This window comes from Streptomyces sp. NPDC044061 (genome assembly GCF_056434305.1).
In genome coordinates this window covers 373,485-388,871 of sequence record NZ_JBWKFL010000003.1, presented here as the reverse complement: position 1 = coordinate 388,871, position 15,387 = coordinate 373,485, and the positions used below count along the sequence as shown (strand labels likewise).

The 15,387-nt window shown below is 71.3% G+C and carries 18 protein-coding genes and 1 tRNA gene; 14 read left to right on the top strand and 5 right to left on the bottom strand.

What is annotated here, in order from left to right:
* Positions 1–14: 14 nt before the first annotated feature.
* Complete coding sequence (locus AC07CM_RS06630) at positions 15–1,556, bottom strand: helicase HerA-like domain-containing protein (protein ID WP_478875226.1); 1,542 nt, start codon at positions 1,554–1,556, stop codon at positions 15–17.
* 115 nt (positions 1,557–1,671) lie between these two features.
* Here AC07CM_RS06630 and AC07CM_RS06625 point away from each other — a divergent pair, with 115 nt between their 5' ends.
* Entirely contained in the window at positions 1,672–1,968 is a 297-nt protein-coding gene (locus tag AC07CM_RS06625; protein ID WP_004943146.1) for a type II toxin-antitoxin system VapB family antitoxin, read from the top strand.
* Positions 1,969–2,066: 98 nt separating this feature from the next.
* The gene (locus AC07CM_RS06620; RefSeq protein ID WP_478875225.1) at positions 2,067–2,702 is read left to right on the top strand and encodes a LytR C-terminal domain-containing protein; all 636 of its coding nucleotides are present in this window, start codon (positions 2,067–2,069) and stop codon (positions 2,700–2,702) included.
* A 525-nt stretch (positions 2,703–3,227) separates the two neighbouring features.
* Here AC07CM_RS06620 and upp read toward each other — a convergent pair.
* On the bottom strand, positions 3,228–3,863 hold the full coding sequence (gene upp / locus AC07CM_RS06615) for a uracil phosphoribosyltransferase (protein WP_478875224.1): 636 nt from the start codon (positions 3,861–3,863) through the stop codon (positions 3,228–3,230).
* Between the two features lie 96 nt (positions 3,864–3,959).
* Between upp and AC07CM_RS06610 the strand changes: the two genes are divergently transcribed.
* The 9 genes from AC07CM_RS06610 (at position 3,960) to AC07CM_RS06570 (ending at position 9,391) form a co-directional block, all read left to right on the top strand.
* Positions 3,960–4,175, top strand: coding sequence for a hypothetical protein (locus AC07CM_RS06610; protein WP_478875223.1), 216 nt, complete (start codon positions 3,960–3,962; stop codon positions 4,173–4,175).
* Positions 4,176–4,504: 329 nt separating this feature from the next.
* Positions 4,505–5,041, top strand: a complete 537-nt coding sequence (locus tag AC07CM_RS06605) for a tRNA adenosine deaminase-associated protein (RefSeq protein ID WP_478875332.1) — start codon at positions 4,505–4,507, stop codon at positions 5,039–5,041.
* Between the two features lie 77 nt (positions 5,042–5,118).
* On the top strand, positions 5,119–5,550 hold the full coding sequence (gene tadA, locus AC07CM_RS06600) for a tRNA adenosine(34) deaminase TadA (RefSeq protein ID WP_478875222.1): 432 nt from the start codon (positions 5,119–5,121) through the stop codon (positions 5,548–5,550).
* A gap of 45 nt (positions 5,551–5,595) precedes the next feature.
* Positions 5,596–5,680: transfer RNA gene (locus tag AC07CM_RS06595), tRNA-Ser, on the top strand.
* Between the two features lie 175 nt (positions 5,681–5,855).
* A complete protein-coding gene (locus tag AC07CM_RS06590; protein WP_478875221.1) occupies positions 5,856–6,035 on the top strand; it encodes a hypothetical protein in 180 nt (59 codons plus the stop codon).
* Positions 6,036–6,063: 28 nt separating this feature from the next.
* The gene (locus AC07CM_RS06585; RefSeq protein WP_478875220.1) at positions 6,064–6,357 is read left to right on the top strand and encodes a Dabb family protein; all 294 of its coding nucleotides are present in this window, start codon (positions 6,064–6,066) and stop codon (positions 6,355–6,357) included.
* 178 nt (positions 6,358–6,535) lie between these two features.
* On the top strand, positions 6,536–7,387 hold the full coding sequence (locus tag AC07CM_RS06580) for an RNA polymerase sigma factor SigF (RefSeq protein ID WP_478875331.1): 852 nt from the start codon (positions 6,536–6,538) through the stop codon (positions 7,385–7,387).
* 313 nt (positions 7,388–7,700) lie between these two features.
* Positions 7,701–8,621 (top strand): RNA polymerase sigma factor SigF, encoded by a 921-nt coding sequence (locus AC07CM_RS06575; protein WP_478875219.1) that lies wholly within the window; start codon positions 7,701–7,703, stop codon positions 8,619–8,621.
* Between the two features lie 524 nt (positions 8,622–9,145).
* A complete protein-coding gene (locus AC07CM_RS06570) occupies positions 9,146–9,391 on the top strand; it encodes a hypothetical protein (RefSeq protein WP_478875218.1) in 246 nt (81 codons plus the stop codon).
* 21 nt (positions 9,392–9,412) lie between these two features.
* On the opposite strand, the gene AC07CM_RS06565 is transcribed toward AC07CM_RS06570, so the two are convergent.
* On the bottom strand, positions 9,413–9,607 hold the full coding sequence (locus AC07CM_RS06565) for a hypothetical protein (protein ID WP_478875217.1): 195 nt from the start codon (positions 9,605–9,607) through the stop codon (positions 9,413–9,415).
* Positions 9,608–9,811: 204 nt separating this feature from the next.
* On the opposite strand from AC07CM_RS06565, the gene AC07CM_RS06560 reads away from it, so the two are divergent.
* From AC07CM_RS06560 to AC07CM_RS06550, 3 genes are all read left to right on the top strand, one after another.
* Complete coding sequence (locus AC07CM_RS06560) at positions 9,812–10,306, top strand: MarR family winged helix-turn-helix transcriptional regulator (RefSeq protein WP_478875216.1); 495 nt, start codon at positions 9,812–9,814, stop codon at positions 10,304–10,306.
* Between the two features lie 85 nt (positions 10,307–10,391).
* Entirely contained in the window at positions 10,392–12,851 is a 2,460-nt protein-coding gene (locus tag AC07CM_RS06555) for an MFS transporter (RefSeq protein ID WP_478875330.1), read from the top strand.
* A 102-nt stretch (positions 12,852–12,953) separates the two neighbouring features.
* Complete coding sequence (locus AC07CM_RS06550) at positions 12,954–13,775, top strand: YceI family protein (RefSeq protein ID WP_478875215.1); 822 nt, start codon at positions 12,954–12,956, stop codon at positions 13,773–13,775.
* Here AC07CM_RS06550 and AC07CM_RS06545 read toward each other — a convergent pair.
* Together AC07CM_RS06545 and AC07CM_RS06540 are read right to left on the bottom strand one after the other, a co-directional pair.
* Positions 13,758–14,471, bottom strand: a complete 714-nt coding sequence (locus AC07CM_RS06545) for a GAF and ANTAR domain-containing protein (protein WP_478875214.1) — start codon at positions 14,469–14,471, stop codon at positions 13,758–13,760. The genes AC07CM_RS06550 and AC07CM_RS06545 overlap by 18 nt on opposite strands.
* A gap of 43 nt (positions 14,472–14,514) precedes the next feature.
* Positions 14,515–15,177, bottom strand: a complete 663-nt coding sequence (locus AC07CM_RS06540) for a GAF and ANTAR domain-containing protein (RefSeq protein WP_478875213.1) — start codon at positions 15,175–15,177, stop codon at positions 14,515–14,517.
* Positions 15,178–15,387 lie beyond the last annotated feature (210 nt).

Sequence of the window (15,387 nt, the reverse complement as noted above, 5' to 3'; positions counted from 1 at the left end):
CCGGCGGGGGCGGCCTACCGCCTCCGCCGGGCCGTACCGAACAGGGAACGTGTGATCTCACGGCCGATCCGGGTGCCGACCGAGCGGGCCAGGGATCTGAAAATCCCGCTGTTCACGACCTGTTCGGCCAGCGACGGCTCCTCCTCGGGGGCCTTCTCCCGCGGGGTCCGGGGAGCTTTCGGGGCCTCGGGTTCCCCGGGCCGCTCGGCGCTCAGCCGCTCGAAGGCGGACTCTCGGTCCACAGCCTGTGCATAACGTCCGAAGAGCGGGGAGTCCCGCACCGCCCGGTCGAGCTCCGCCCCGTCCACCGGGCCCATCAGGGATTCCGGCGCGCGCAGCCGGGTGGCCGCGACCGGGGTCGGGGCGCCCCGCTCGCCGAGCACGGTCACCACGGCCTCGCCGGTGCCGAGGCCGGTGAGGAGTTCCTCGAGGTCGTAGGCGGAGTTCGGGAAGGTCCTCACGGTGGCCCTGAGGGCCTTCTGGTCGTCCGGGGTGAAGGCCCTGAGCGCGTGCTGGATCCGGTTGCCGAGCTGCCCGAGAACATCGGACGGTACGTCCTTCGGGGTCTGCGTGACGAAGAAGACCCCCACTCCTTTCGAGCGAATCAGGCGCACGGTCTGCGTGATCGACTCCAGGAAGGCCCGGGAGGCGTCGCCGAACAGCAGGTGGGCCTCGTCGAAGAAGAAGACCAGCCCGGGCCTGTCGGCGTCGCCGACCTCGGGCAGGTCGTGGAAGAGGTCGGCCAGCAGCCACATCAGGAACGTCGAGAACAGCTGCGGCCGGTCCTGGACGGCGGGGAGTTCGAGCACCGAGACGACACCCCGCCCGTCCGGCTCCGTCCGCAGCAGATCGGCCGTGTCGAACTCCGGCTCGCCGAAGAAGCCGGCCATGCCCTGGGCCTCGAAGGCGGTCAGGGAGCGCAGGATCACCCCGGCCGTGGCGGTGGACAGGCCGCCGATGTTCCTCAGCTCGCCCCTGCCCTCGTCGGAGGTCAGGAAGGCGACGACCGCCCTGAGGTCCTTGAGGTCGATCAGCTCCAGGCCCTTGGTGTCGGCGTAGTGGAAGATCAGGCCGAGGGACTGCTCCTGAGTCTGGTTGAGCCGGAGCACCTTGGACAGCAGCAGCGGGCCGAAGCCGGTGATCGTGGCCCGCACCGGGATGCCGTGGCCGATCCCGCCGAGCGCGAGGAACTCGGCCGGGAAGCCGGCCGGCGTCCACCGCTGGCCCACCTCGGCGGCGCGCCCCCGGACCCGGTCGCCCGGCTGCCCCGGCCGGGCGATGCCGGACAGGTCGCCCTTCATGTCCGCGAGGAACACCGGCACGCCCTGTGCCGACAGCTGCTCGGCGATCAGCTGGAGGGTCTTGGTCTTGCCGGTGCCGGTGGCACCGGCGACCAGCCCGTGCCGGTTGAGCACGGAGAGCGGGATGCGGACCGGTGCGTCCGGATGGCAGCCGCCGTCCCAGAGGAGGGCACCGAGGTCGAGGGCGGGACCGGTGAAGGCGTACCCGGAGGTGATCTCCCGAGCCTCGGCGGGAAGCGTCTCGCTGTCACTCATCTCCGGCCCCTGTTCCCGGTATTTCCCGTTATCACCCGTTTGGATACGGCTTTTCCAGCGTCGCACTCCGTCGTCATGGCTGCGCCCGGAACGTCTTGGCCGGTAGGCTTTCCGTGTGATCTTCAAGCGCATCGGAAACGGCCGGCCGTACCCCGACCACGGCCGGGAAAGCACCCGGCAGTGGGCGGACGTCGCGCCGCGCCCGGTCCGCCTCGATCAGCTCGTGACCACCAAGCAGCAGCTCGACCTGGAGACCCTGCTGGCCGAGGACTCGACGTTCTACGGCGACCTCTTCGCGCACGTCGTGAAGTGGCAGGGCGACCTGTATCTGGAGGACGGCCTCCACCGTGCGGTCCGCGCCGCCCTCCAGCAGCGCCAGGTGCTGCACGCGCGCGTGCTCGAGCTCGACTGACCCGGCGCGACACGGCCGTTGCCCCTTTCGGGTTCCGCTGAGCGGCGTCTACTGATCATCTAATAGGCATCGCCGCCCGGGCGCACTACGCTGCGCCCATGAGCATGCTGACTCCTCCTGGCATGGGCGGCCAGTACCGGATCACGGGGGACAAATACCCTCGGATGCGCCCTCCCCGGCGGCGTGGCAGGCTCGTGTTCGCCGTACTGGCGTCCGTCGCCGCGCTCGGCCTGGTCGGCTGGGGCACGCTGCAGCTCATCGACGTCTTCACCGGCGGCAAGAAGACCCCGGCGGCCCGCACCAAGGCGGACTGCCGCCCCAAGGCGAGTCCCGCCGCCCACGTCGCGGCGCTGCCGAAGCCCGGCGAGATCACCGTGAACGTCTACAACGCCACCGCCCGCACCGGGCTCGCCAAGTCCACGGCGGACGAGCTGAAGAAGCGCGGCTTCAAGATCGGTGACGTGGGCAACGCGTCCAAGGAGTTCGACAAGAAGGTCAAGGGCACCGGCATCCTGGTCGGCCCCGCCTCCGCGCTGAACACCTCGCTGCCGGTGCTCGCCACCCAGCTGACCGGCGCAGAGCGCCGCACCGACGCCGCCCACAAGGGCGCGGAACTGGATCTGGTCATCGGCGACGGGTTCAAGAACCTCACGCAGCGGACGACCGCCGACCAGGCCCTGGCCAAGCTGACCACGGCCGAGCGGACGCCCGCCACGCCGAAGAAGAACTGCTGAGAGCTGCTGAGGCAGCGCCCCCGGGCGCGCGGGGCTGCGTCCGACATGCGGCTCCGCGCGGGGGCGCGACCAGCCACGACGGACCGTCGGCCGCCCCGAACGGCCGCACCCCTACGGCGCAAAGGCGTCCCGCGCCCATCCGCCGCTCGACGACGGGTCCCGGACGCCGGCCGGCCGGCCGAGGCGACCGGGGCATCCACGCCCCCGACCGCACCGCAGCCGACGGCAACCACGAAGAAGAGCCGCTGAGGCAGCGGCCACCAGCGGCGCTGGCCTGTGTCCGCCCTGCGGCTGCGCCACTGGGCCAACCAGCCACAACGGCACCGTCAGCCGCCCGTAGGACGCCCCACGCTCACCCCGCCGCTCGGCGACGGGACAACCGCCGAGACAGCGCACCAGGGGCGCGGCGCCGTGTCCGACACGCGGCTCCGCCGCGGGGGCGCGACCAGCCACGACGGACCGTCGGCCGCCCGCACAGCCGCACCCCTACGGCGCAAAGGCGTCCCGGCGCTCCGCGCGGAGCCCCTACTCGGCCGCGCCGTACAGCCGGTCCCCCGCGTCGCCGAGGCCGGGGACGATGTAGCCGTGCTCGTTGAGGTGGTCGTCGACGGCCGCCGTCACGACCGTCACCGGGGTGCCCGCCAGCTCGCGCTCCACGACCTCGACGCCCTCGGGGGCGGCGAGCAGGACCACGGCGGTCACGTCGTCGGCACCACGCTTGATCAGCTCCTGGATGGCGGCGACCAGCGTGCCGCCCGTGGCCAGCATCGGGTCCAGCACGTACACCTGGCGGCCCGAGAGGTCCTCCGGCATGCGCGAGGCGTAGGTGGAGGCCTGCAGCGTCTCCTCGTTGCGGATCATGCCCAGGAAGCCCACCTCGGCGGTCGGCAGCAGCCGGACCATGCCGTCCAGCATGCCGAGGCCGGCCCGCAGGATCGGCACGACCAGGGGGCGGGGGCGGGCGAGCTTGACGCCGGTGGTCCGCGCGACCGGCGTCTGGACGTCGACGGCCTCGGTGCGCACGTCCCGCGTGGCCTCGTAGGCGAGCAGGGTGACCAGTTCGTCGGCGAGCCGACGGAAGGTCGCGGAGTCGGTGCGCTGGTCGCGCAGCGTGGTGAGCTTGTGGGCGACCAGGGGGTGGTCGACGACGTGGAGACGCATGTCCATAACAGTAACCGCGGCCACCCGCAGCTCGCGCTGGCATCAAACCCTCCGTCCGGGGGAAAGTGGGAGGGACGGACCCCGGGTGGTGTGACTGTGCCTGACCTCCCTGACCACGAGACGGACGCCGCCGCGGACGCCGACTCCGCCGGGCCGCAGCAGCCCGAGACGGAAGCCGAACGCAGGCGCCGGCGCGCCCAGTTCCTGCGCGACCTCGCCGAGGCACGCGCGCTGCGCGACCGCGTCCAGCCCCGGCGCGCCAAGGCCGCCCGGTTGCGGCACGCCATGCGGATGCGAACGTTCCGCTGGTAGGGGAGGCCGTCGTACGGTTCCCTCGGGAAAGATCCCGGTAAGGAAGATCACCGCTCTCGCCGGTTTACCGCGGCGGGAGTGCGTGAGCGCTCGAGAAAGCCGCGTACGATCCGCAGGTGGCGGCAACGAGGGCGCTGGTGGGTCGTGCACCCTCCAGACCCGGACGCACGATCAAAACAGCCAGACACAGGGAGCCGAAGACGTCCCCTGAGGGCCTTGTTTCTGCCACGATTCCGAGTGGGTGGGGCTCGGAGCACAGCTCTCTCCGCCCAGAACCTCCGCCGGGGGGACCCCCAACCGGCACGCCTATGACCAGTGGGAGAGTCACGGTGTACTTCGCCGCACTGCTCGCGCGCACCGAAGACGGGTGGGAAGCGAGCGACACAGAGCTCGACGATGTGGAGACCCTGTCGGATCTGGCCGACCTGGCCCGGGAAGCCTCTCCCGACGAGGACACGGTGTTCGTCCTGATCGAGCAGGAGGACTCCTGGTTCGGTCTCGTCCGGGTGGACGGCGAGGAGGACCCTCGCATCTTCGTCTCGGACGCGGCCGCCGCCGCCCGCAGCGCCTACGGGGAGCTGCTCCTCACGGACGAGCTGCTCGGCCGGGAGCCCGGCGCCGACGACGGCCCGGACCTGGACGCCCTGGACCTCGACGGCACCGAGGACGGCGAGTCCGAGGAGGAGGACGACGAGGAGGAGACAGCCGCCGCGGGCGCGGTGCCGCACGGCCCGGTGGGCGACGGCCGCATCCTCGACGACCTGGGCGTCGGCGAGAAGGAGCTGCGGGGCCTCGACCCGAACGAGGCGCTGGCCGAGATCGCCGAGGCCCTGGGCGCCTCGGAGGTGCTGGAGACCGTCCGCTGACCACGTCCGAACAGCCGAAGGACCTTCCGGGCTCCCAGCGGGCGCCCGACCCGGTCCGCGACCGCTGGCGGGCAGCGATGCGGCTCGCCCTGGACGAGGCGGAGCTGGCCGTCGGGGGCGGGGACGTCCCCGTCGGCGCCGTCGTGCTGTCCCCGGACGGTACGACGGTGCTCGCGACCGGGCACAACGAGCGGGAGGCCACCGGTGACCCCACGGCCCACGCGGAGGTCCTCGCGATCCGGCGGGCCGCCGCCGAGCTCGGCGAGTGGCGGCTGACCGGGTGCACGCTGGTCGTCACGCTCGAGCCCTGCACGATGTGCGCGGGCGCGCTCGTGCAGTCCCGCGTGGACCGGGTGGTCTACGGCGCACGCGACGACAAGGCGGGAGCGGCCGGCTCCCTGTGGGACGTCGTACGGGACCGACGGCTCAACCACCGGCCCGAGGTCGTCGAGGGCGTCCTGGCCGAGGACTGCGCCCGGCTCCTCACGGAGTTTTTCCGGGACCGCTGAATACCGATTTCAAACCTTGCCCCGCCGTGCTGTAGGGTCTCCCTCGGTAGCGTGTCCGAGCGGCCGAAGGAGCTCGCCTCGAAAGCGAGTGTGGCGCAAGTCACCGAGGGTTCAAATCCCTCCGCTACCGCTGAAGAAGGGCCCCGTCGCATGACGGGGCCCTTCGTGCGTAACCCTCCGATTCCGGTGCGGGCCGCACGGCAAGAATCCCCGGCGGGCGGGCCGTTGGTTCCCGGAGCGGGCGTGAAGGTTACACTCGCCGCCGGCAACAGGGCCCACGGGGCACAGGCACAGGGGAGGCCGCGGTGGCGGTGAACGCCAAGAAGATCGCCGTGTACGTGCTCGTGGTCTTCGCGCTGTACGTGATCATCACGGACCCGGCCAAGGCGGCCGACTACGTCCAGATAGCCTTCGAGGGCATTTCGGACGCGGCCAAGGCCATAGGCGACTTCATGACCTGGATCGCCAACGGAGCAAAGAGCTGAGACAGCCGAGAGAGCTGAGGTACACCCCATGATCCGCCACCTGGTCCTCTTCCGGCTCAACGAGGGCGTCGAGCGCGACGATCCGCGGGTCGTCGCGGGCGTGGAGGCCTTCAGGGCGCTCGGCGGCCGGATCGAGGAGCTGCGCTTCTGGGAGTGCGGCTGGAACATCAGCGACCGGCCGATCGCCCACGACTTCGCGATCAATTCGGCGGTCGAGGACACCGACGCCCTCAAGCGCTACCTGGAGCACCCGGCCCATCGGGCGGGTGTCGCACTGTGGCGGGAATTCGCCACGTGGGTGATCGCCGACTACGAGTTCTGAGCCCTCCGCTCGGCAAGCCCCCCGCACCGAAGAGGCGGGGGGCTTTCGCATGCCCCGCGGGACCCAACTTGGCGCTCTCCGGCCACAACACGGTGTTATCGGGTGCTTGCACACAGTGCACATGTCTTGTGATGCTATGACCGCTTTTGACGGATGATTGACCGATGAAGAGGTGGCGTTGACCGTGTCGGCCAGTACTGCGCCACCCCAGGAGGAGGCGACCACCCCTGCCTCCGACCCCGGCGCTCCCGCCGCCCCCGAGAAGCGCCGCGGCGCCGACACCCGCGCTCTGACCCAGGTGCTCTTCGCCGAGCTGAAGGACCTCGAGCCGGGCACGCCGGAGCACACCCGGGTACGGGGGGCTCTCATCGAGGCCAATCTCCCGCTCGTGCGCTACGCGGCCGCCCGCTTCCGCTCCCGCAACGAACCGATGGAGGACGTGGTCCAGGTCGGCACCATCGGTCTGATCAACGCCATCGACCGCTTCGACCCCGACCGGGGCGTGCAGTTCCCGACCTTCGCGATGCCGACCGTCGTCGGCGAGATCAAGCGGTACTTCCGGGACAACGTCCGCACGGTCCACGTACCGCGCCGGCTGCACGAGCTGTGGGTGCAGGTGAACAGCGCCACCGAGGACCTCACCACGGCCTTCGGCCGCTCACCGTCGACCGCCGAGATCGCCGAGCGCCTCCGGATCAGCGAGGATGAGGTGCTCTCCTGCATCGAGGCGGGACGGTCGTACCACGCGACCTCGCTGGAGGCCGCCCAGGAGGGCGACGGGCTGCCGGGACTGCTGGACCGCATCGGCTACGAGGACCCGGCCCTGGACGGCGTGGAACACCGCGACCTGGTCCGCCATCTGCTCGTCCAACTCCCCGAACGGGAACAGAGAATCCTTCTCCTGCGCTACTACAGCAATCTCACCCAGTCTCAGATCAGCGCGGAACTCGGTGTCTCCCAGATGCACGTCTCGCGGCTCCTCGCCCGCAGCTTCCAGCGGCTGCGGTCCGCGAATCGGATCGAGGCATAACCGGCGCACGGGAGCACGGTCCGGAACACCCCAGATCGCACCGGATCGCAAACAGGATCGAGTGGTAACCGGCGCGAGCGAATCGCTCACCAGGGCGGTTCCCGACAGTTGTGCGCCGAAAAGCCGTCAGACCCCTTCTTTCCAGGGCCGATTCGCATCTTGCATGTCGACATGTCACTACAGCGTGTTGCCGACATGTGACATTCTTCCGGAAGCGCGTTTGCCGGACCTCCGGCTCCGGTATTCAGGGTGAAGGCTGCGTTGCTCGAAAGGCATCGCCGCCGCGACCGTCCCGCGACCCAAAGGGGGTGGCATGTCCGCAGACCAGGGCAGCTCGAAGGTGCTCACGCCCACGAGCGAGGCAGCGCCCAAGGAGCTCAACGCTCTCGACGTCCTCGATGACGTCACGGCCCTCGAAGCCGTGCCGGCCCCGCCCGTCCCGACCGCCGAAGCCGTCGTCACGGCACCGGCGGACATCGACACCCGCACCCTGTCCCGCTCCCTGTTCCTGCGGCTCGCCGCACTCGACGAGAACAGTCCCGAGCGCGCCTACGTCCGGGACACCCTGATCGAGCTGAACCTCCCCCTCGTGCGCTACGCGGCGGCCCGCTTCCGCTCGCGCAACGAGCCCATGGAGGACATCGTCCAGGTCGGCACGATCGGCCTGATCAAGGCGATCGACCGCTTCGACTGCGAACGGGGCGTGGAGTTCCCGACGTTCGCGATGCCGACGGTCGTGGGCGAGATCAAGCGGTTCTTCCGCGACACCTCGTGGTCGGTGCGCGTCCCGCGCCGGCTCCAGGAACTGCGCCTGGCCCTCACCAAGGCCAGCGACGAGCTGTCCCAGAAGCTGGACCGTTCCCCGACGGTGACGGAACTGGCCGCGGTCCTCGGCGTCTCCGAGGAGGACGTGGTCGACGGCCTCGCGGTCGGCAACGCCTACACCGCCTCCTCGCTCGACTCCCCGGCCCCCGAGGACGACGGCGGCGAGGGTTCGCTCGCCGACCGGCTCGGCTACGAGGACAGCGCGCTGGAGGGTGTGGAGTACCGGGAGTCCCTCAAGCCGCTGCTGGCCAAGCTGCCGCCGCGGGAGCGCCGGATCATCATGCTGCGCTTCTTCGCCAACATGACGCAGTCGCAGATCGGCGAGGAGGTCGGCATCTCCCAGATGCACGTCTCCCGGCTGCTGACCCGGACGCTGGCACAGCTGCGCGAGGGACTCATCTCCGACTGACGCTTCCCATCTGACGGAGCGTCAGCCACCATGGCCGGATGCTTCGTGCCGGGATGCTTCGTACGACGACATGGACACATGGCCGCCGAGGCGCCGTTACGGCAGCGTCGGCGGCCGTCGTGTGTCTGGGCGTGACCCTGGCCGCGTGCGGGGGCGGGGGCCGGGAGGGGTTCGTCGCGGTGGGCGGGGTGCCTGGGTCGGCGCAGGCGGCGGCTACACCGACGGGCGCGGTCCGGATGGTCCCGCTGGACGGGCCGGACGGGAGCACCAACTCACCCTCGCGGATGGCGGCTTCTGCCTCACCCTCGGCGCGGACGGCGCGGACGCCACAGGCCACGGCGGGCACCGCCCCGGGTCCGGCAGGGCCGACCGGGGCCGCACCGAGCGCCACCGGCCGGGCCACGAGCGCCCCGGAGCGGCCGGCGCCGAGCCCGACTCCCTCGCGCAGGGCGTCTCCCGCGCCCGCCGACCTAGGCTGGGGCGATCCCGCACGCGCGGACACGGACCAGCGCTGGTGCGAGAAGGTGACCGTGCCCTTCCGCAACACCGGCGGCACGCCGGTGCGTTCGGGCACGGTGACGTTCGGGACGCACATCATCGGCGCGCTGGGCATCGACTGGGGGACGGTCGAGTCGACCGTCGATCTTCCGGTGCCGATCGGGCCGGGAGCGCGGACGGACCACACCTGGACGGTGTGCGTCGACGCCTGGCGCGTACCGCTCGGCATGCACATCGAGACGCGGGACGCGTCCGTCCGGTGGAGCCAGTGACCCCCGGCTGGGGGCCGCTCCCTACCTGAGTGCCAGCGCCACCGCGGCGACGACGGCCACGGCGACGACGATGCCGATGATCAGGCCGATCCGGGGCCCGGAGGAGGCCGCCTGCTGCTGCTGGCGCCCCTGGGGAGCCTCGTCGACGAACGCGCGGAACATCTGGGTGCTGCCTGCGGGGTCGTGATTGCCCTGGGGGCCCTGGGTGTTAGCCATGGCCCGAGACACTAGCGAATCCAGGTGGCCGACCCAAGTGCGGGGCCACCGGGACAGAGGGGGGCACGCCACCCGCCCCCACCTGCTTGTTTACGATCGCAATACTTGCCTTTGCCAAGTTTTTGCGCCTCACGCCCCCCAATTGCTTGCCTGCAGCAACCAACAGATCTATGGTTGCCCCAAGCAACGAATACGGGAGGTGTGATGGCCGAGCAGGCGCAATTCGAAGAGCTGGCGCGCCAGCTCAGTGCCGTCGGAGCCGTCAAGCGGGACCTGGGGCGCATCCTGCCGCCCGAGTGCCCGGCCGGCTCGGCCGCCGTGCTGACCCTCCTCGGGCGCCACGGCGACATGCGCATGAGCAAGCTCGCCGAGCTGCTCGCCGTGGACATGTCGGTCACCAGCCGGCATGTCGCGCACGTCGCCGCACGCGGCTGGATCGAGCGGTCACCGGACCCCGCGGACAAGCGCTCGCGCATCCTGCGCCTGACGCCCGCGGGCCTGGAAGAGCTCGACGAGCTGTCCCGGCGGACCACCCAGCTGCTCGCCGACCGGCTGAGCGACTGGACCGACGACGAGGTCGGCCAGCTCATCCGGCTGATGACGCGCCTGCGCGCCAGTTTCGGCGACTGCCGGTCCGCGCCGCAGCGGCCGCCCGCCCCCGTAGCCGAAGAGACCACCCGTACACCCGCAAGCACGTAGGAAAAGGAAGCCCATGGCAACGACCACACCAGCCGGTGTGCGGGCTCACGCCAAGCACGGGGGAGGCGCCGGTGCCCACGCCCCGATGACGCACCGGCAGATCATGGAGGCCCTGTCCGGGCTGCTGCTCGGCATGTTCGTGGCGATCCTGTCGTCCACGATCGTCTCCAACGCCCTGCCGCACATCATCGGCGACCTCGGCGGCGGTCAGTCCGCCTACACCTGGGTGGTCACCGCCGCCCTGCTGTCGATGACCGCGGCCACTCCCCTGTGGGGCAAGCTCGCCGACCTGTACAGCAAGAAGGCGCTCGTCCAGATAGCCCTGATCATCTACGTCGTCGCCTCGATGGCGGCCGGCCTGTCGCAGAACCCCGGCATGCTGATCGCCTGCCGTGTGGTGCAGGGCATCGGCGTCGGCGGTCTGTCCGCCCTCGCCCAGATCGTCATGGCGGCGATGATCTCCCCGCGTGAGCGCGGCCGTTACTCCGGCTACCTGGGCGCCACGTTCGCCGTCGCCACCGTCGGCGGCCCGCTGCTCGGCGGTGTCATCACCGACACCTCCTGGCTGGGCTGGCGCTGGTGCTTCTACGTCGGAGTCCCCTTCGCGATCATCGCCCTGATCGTGCTGCAGAAGACCCTGCACCTGCCCGTGGTCAAGCGGGAGGTCAAGGTCGACTGGGCCGGCGCGTTCTTCATCTCCGCCGCCGTCTCCCTGCTGCTCGTCTGGGTCACCTTCGCCGGCGACAAGTACGACTGGGTCTCCTGGCAGACCTACGCGATGGTCGGCGGTTCGATCGCGCTCGGCGCGATCTTCGTCCTCATCGAGGCGAAGGCGAGCGAGCCGATCATCCCGCTGCGCCTGTTCCGCAACCGCACGATCACGCTGGCCTCGCTGGCCTCCCTGTTCGTCGGTGTCGCGATGTTCACCGGCACGGTGTTCTTCAGCCAGTACTTCCAGCTGGCCCGCGACAAGTCCCCGACGATGTCGGGCGTCCTGACCATCCCGATGATCGGCGGTCTGTTCGTCTCCTCGACCGTCTCGGGCCAGTTCATCACCCGCACCGGCCGCTGGAAGGCCTGGCTGGTCAGCGGTGGCGTCCTGGTGACCGCCGGTCTGGCGCTGCTCGGCGGCATCCGGTACGACACCGACTACTGGAAGATGGCCGTCTTCATGGCCCTGCTGGGTCTCGGCATCGGCATGATGATGCAGAACCTGGTGCTCGCCACGCAGAACCAGGTGGCGCCCTCCGACCTCGGCTCGGCCAGCTCCACGGTCACCTTCTTCCGCTCCCTCGGCGGTGCGGTCGGCGTCTCCGCGCTCGGCGCGGTGATGTCCCGCCGGATCACGCACTACGTCCAGGACGGCGTCTCCGCCCTGAGCCCCAAGTACCAGAAGGCCCTGGCCGGCGGGTCGGGCTCCACCGACAGCATCCCGGACATGGACACGCTCCCGAAGCCCATCCGGACGCTGCTGGAGAGCGCCTACGGCCACGGCATCGCCGACGTCTTCCTCATCGCCGGCGCCCTCGCCGCCGTCGCCTTCCTGATCACGCTGTTCATCAAGGAGGTCCCGCTGAGGACCAAGGGTGCGCTGGCCCAGGCCGCCGACGGTGAGGCCCCCGTGGCCGACCCGGCCGCCGCTCCGGTCGTCGCCGAGGCGCAGCAGATCCCGGCCCAGGTCACCGCCACGACCGAGACCGCCCCCGCGGGCACGGCCACGGCGACGGCCACGGCGACGCGGCAGCTGACCGCCGTCGCCACGGTCGCCGAGCCCGGCGCCTTCGGCGGCACCCCGGTCCACGGCTTCGTCCGCGGCGCCGAGAGCGCCCCGGTGCCGCAGGCCGCGGTCACGCTGATCTCGCTGGCCGGCCGCCAACTGGGCCGCTCGGTCGCCCAGGCCGACGGTTCCTACGCGCTCGACGCACCGGGCACGGGCTCGTACGTGCTGATCGCCTCCGCCGACGGCTACCAGCCGCAGGCCTCCACGATCGTGGTGGGCGAGGAGCCGCTGTCGTACGACATCCTGCTCAGCGGCACCAGCGGACTGACCGGTGTGGTCCGGGCGACCGGGAGCGCGCTGCCGGTCAAGGACGCGATGGTGATCGTCACCGACGTGCGCGGTGACCTGCTGGCCACCGCCGCCAGCGGTGAGCAGGGCGAGTTCGCCTTCACCGACCTGGTGCCGGGCGCGGTGACCGTCGCGGTCAACGCGAGCGGGTTCCGGCCGCGCGCGCTGCCGGTCGAGGTCGCGGCCACCGGGGTCACCCGGATCGAGGTCGACCTGGACGCCGGCGCCCGGCTGCAGGGTGTCGTCAAGGCCCCGCACGGTGCGCTGGCCGACGCCCGCGTGACGCTGGTGGACCAGGCGGGCAACGTGGTCGGCACGGCCACCACCGGGACGGACGGGGCGTACGCCTTCACCGACCTGGACAACGGCGACTACACCGTCATCGCGACGGGCTACCCGCCGGTGGCCACCGCGCTGACCGTTTCCGGCACCGGAGTCGACGACCACGACATCGAACTCGCCCACCCCGGCGAGTAGTTCGACCCACGGCCCGTGGTGTGCGCCGCTCCTGGAAGTACGGCGTGCGCCACGGGCCGGATTCATACGACCGATTTGTAATGCTTTGCAGGGAGAAACGGGATGGGACTGACCGCGAAGATCCGCACGCGGGACGGGTGGGCCGTGTCGCACGCGGTCGTCACGGTGACCGACATGACCGGTACGCAGGTGCTGCGGGCCGAGGCGGACGCCGAGGGCGCCGTGCGGGACACCACCGGGCTGGTGCCGGGGGCGTACACCGTGATCGTGACCGCCGTCGGGTACGCGCCCGTCGCGTCCAGCGCGATCGTCACCGCCGGCGGGCGGGCCGAGGTCGGCACGGTGACGCTGGCCCGGCAGGGCGGCACCGAACTGCCGCCGCCCGGTCCCTGGACCATCGACCCGGTGCACTCGTCGGTCGCCGCCGTCGCCCAGCACCTCGGGATCTCCAGCGTGCACGGCCGGTTCACGGAGTTCGGCGGGACCATCGAGATCGCGCCCGACGACGCCACCAAGTCCCGGGTGGAGGCGGTCATCGAGGCGGCGTCCGTCGACACCGGCAACGGCATGCGCGACACGCACCTGCGGTCCGCGGACTTCCTCGACGTCGAGCGGCACCCGGAGATCACCTACCGCTCCACGGGCCTGACCCAGGCCGGCCCGGACCGCTGGACGGTGCACGGCGAGCTGACGATGCACGGTGTCGTACGCCCGGTCGACCTGGACCTGGCCTGCCTCGGCACCGGCGCCGACCCGTGGGGCGGCACCCGCGCCGCCTTCCGCGCCACCGCGGAGCTGCACCGCGAGGACTTCGCGATGAACTACAACCAGGTCCTCCAGGCGGGCATCGCCGCCATCGGCACGACGCTCAGGATCGAGCTGGACATCCAGGCGGTCCAGGGCGACTCACTGCCGGCCGCCTGACGACTCCCCGCCACCCACCCGGGCCACCAGGTGGGCGCACAGGTCGCGCAGCTTCATGTTGCGCTCCTGCGAAGCCCTGCGGAGCCGGTTCATGGCCGCCTCGGCGTCCAGCCGCTCCCGGGCCATGAGGATGCCGACGGCCTGGTCGATGACGCTGCGGGAGAGCAGCGCGAGCCGCACGTCGGCGGCGGAGGACCGCTCGCGCTCGATGCGCAGGGCGGTGTTGATCGCCGCGGTGGCCCGCTCGGCGAGGTCGTGGGCCTCCTCCCGGCCCTCGCCGAGCGCGCCCGCCGCGGTGCCGTAGAGGTTCAGGGCGGCTCCCCCCTCGCCCTCGACCGCCAGGGGCACCGCCAGCACACAGCGCACCCCTCCGGCCAGCGCGTACCCGGTGTACGCCGGCCAGCGCACCTCTCGCTCCAGGTCGGGCGCGTACTGCTCCTGCCGGGTCTCGGCCGCGTCGACGCACGGGCCGGCCCCGTTCTCGTACTGCCGCTGGTCCAGCCCGTTGGGCAGGCCCGCGCTGCCCGCCAGGGTCAGCAGCCGGTCGGCCCGGCTGACGGTGATGCTGCACGAGGCGGCACCGGGCACCTCCTGCACGGCACGGTCGGTCAGATCGCGCAGCAGTGTGTCCAGGCCGCCACCGCGCGCCATGACGTGGTCCAGAGTCCCTGCGCTGTCGGCGCTGTCGGCTCGCATGAGGAGACGTATATCCCGACATCGGCCGGCGAAGCAGGCACCGCTAGTTCTCGGTCGCGCCCACGATGCGCCGGGCCAGGTCCCGCAGCTTCGTGTTCTCGCGCTGGGAGGCGCGCACCAGGCTCTCGAAGGCCGCCGCCGCGTCGATGTCCAGGCGCTCCATGAGGATACCGGTGGCCTGGCCGATCAGGTCCCGGGTGTGCATGGCCTCGGTGAGCTGCTCCCGGACGGTCACCGACTGCAGGGCGAGGCTGACATGGGTGGTCAGGATGCGGCCGAGGCGGGTCGCGCTCTCGTCGAAGGCGTGCGGATCACGGGAGTAGGCCGTCAGCACGGTGAGCCGGCGCTTGTCGGCGCGCAGCCGCAGCGACAGCACCGAGCGCAGCCCGAGGCCGGACAGCGCGCCCTGCCCGCTCTCGCCGGTGCCGTCCGCGATACGCACCACCGGGGAGGTCCACAGCTGCTCCCAGTGCGGCGGGCCCGGGGCCTCGGCGTCCCGCACGAGGTCATCGCTCCAGGCGACCGTGCGCAGGCTCTCGCCGCGCTCGAGTTCCGAGACCCCGGCGTGCTCCGCGCCGGGAAGCAGATGCACGGCCAGCCGGACGGCCGTGCGGAACGTGGCGTGCGGGGTGTTGGTCTCGTGCAGTTGCCGAGCCGCCACCGTGAGCGCTTCGGCCAGCTCGAGGCCGACCGGAAAGCGAGTCACATCGGAAAAGTCAGACGAAGCCACCACGAACCTCTCGAATGACACGGCCACACGGCCATGCTCAGGAGAGCTCCGCAGCACATTCCCGACTGCGAGCACACGACATCTGCACTTTAGCTGCTCCATTGAGGTGAGGTGACGTTCGGCCGACGCCCGTGCGTGTGCCCACCAGGGTCAGGCTGACCGGGCCGTGGGCGCTCTAGGCTGCGC

Excerpts from the sequence above, each read along its gene's own strand:
- AC07CM_RS06560 (WP_478875216.1), top strand. The coding sequence starts at position 9,812 with ATGGCCGAGCAGGCGCAATTCGAAGAGCTGGCGCGCCAGCTCAGTGCC.
- AC07CM_RS06585 (WP_478875220.1), top strand. The coding sequence starts at position 6,064 with ATGATCCGCCACCTGGTCCTCTTCCGGCTCAACGAGGGCGTCGAGCGC.
- AC07CM_RS06575 (WP_478875219.1), top strand. The coding sequence starts at position 7,701 with ATGTCCGCAGACCAGGGCAGCTCGAAGGTGCTCACGCCCACGAGCGAG.
- AC07CM_RS06630 (WP_478875226.1), bottom strand. The coding sequence starts at position 1,556 with ATGAGTGACAGCGAGACGCTTCCCGCCGAGGCTCGGGAGATCACCTCC.
- AC07CM_RS06565 (WP_478875217.1), bottom strand. The coding sequence starts at position 9,607 with ATGGCTAACACCCAGGGCCCCCAGGGCAATCACGACCCCGCAGGCAGC.
- AC07CM_RS06555 (WP_478875330.1), top strand. The coding sequence starts at position 10,392 with ATGACGCACCGGCAGATCATGGAGGCCCTGTCCGGGCTGCTGCTCGGC.
- upp (WP_478875224.1), bottom strand. The coding sequence starts at position 3,863 with ATGCGTCTCCACGTCGTCGACCACCCCCTGGTCGCCCACAAGCTCACC.
- tadA (WP_478875222.1), top strand. The coding sequence starts at position 5,119 with ATGCGGCTCGCCCTGGACGAGGCGGAGCTGGCCGTCGGGGGCGGGGAC.
- AC07CM_RS06550 (WP_478875215.1), top strand. The coding sequence starts at position 12,954 with ATGGGACTGACCGCGAAGATCCGCACGCGGGACGGGTGGGCCGTGTCG.
- AC07CM_RS06545 (WP_478875214.1), bottom strand. The coding sequence starts at position 14,471 with ATGCGAGCCGACAGCGCCGACAGCGCAGGGACTCTGGACCACGTCATG.
- AC07CM_RS06620 (WP_478875225.1), top strand. The coding sequence starts at position 2,067 with ATGAGCATGCTGACTCCTCCTGGCATGGGCGGCCAGTACCGGATCACG.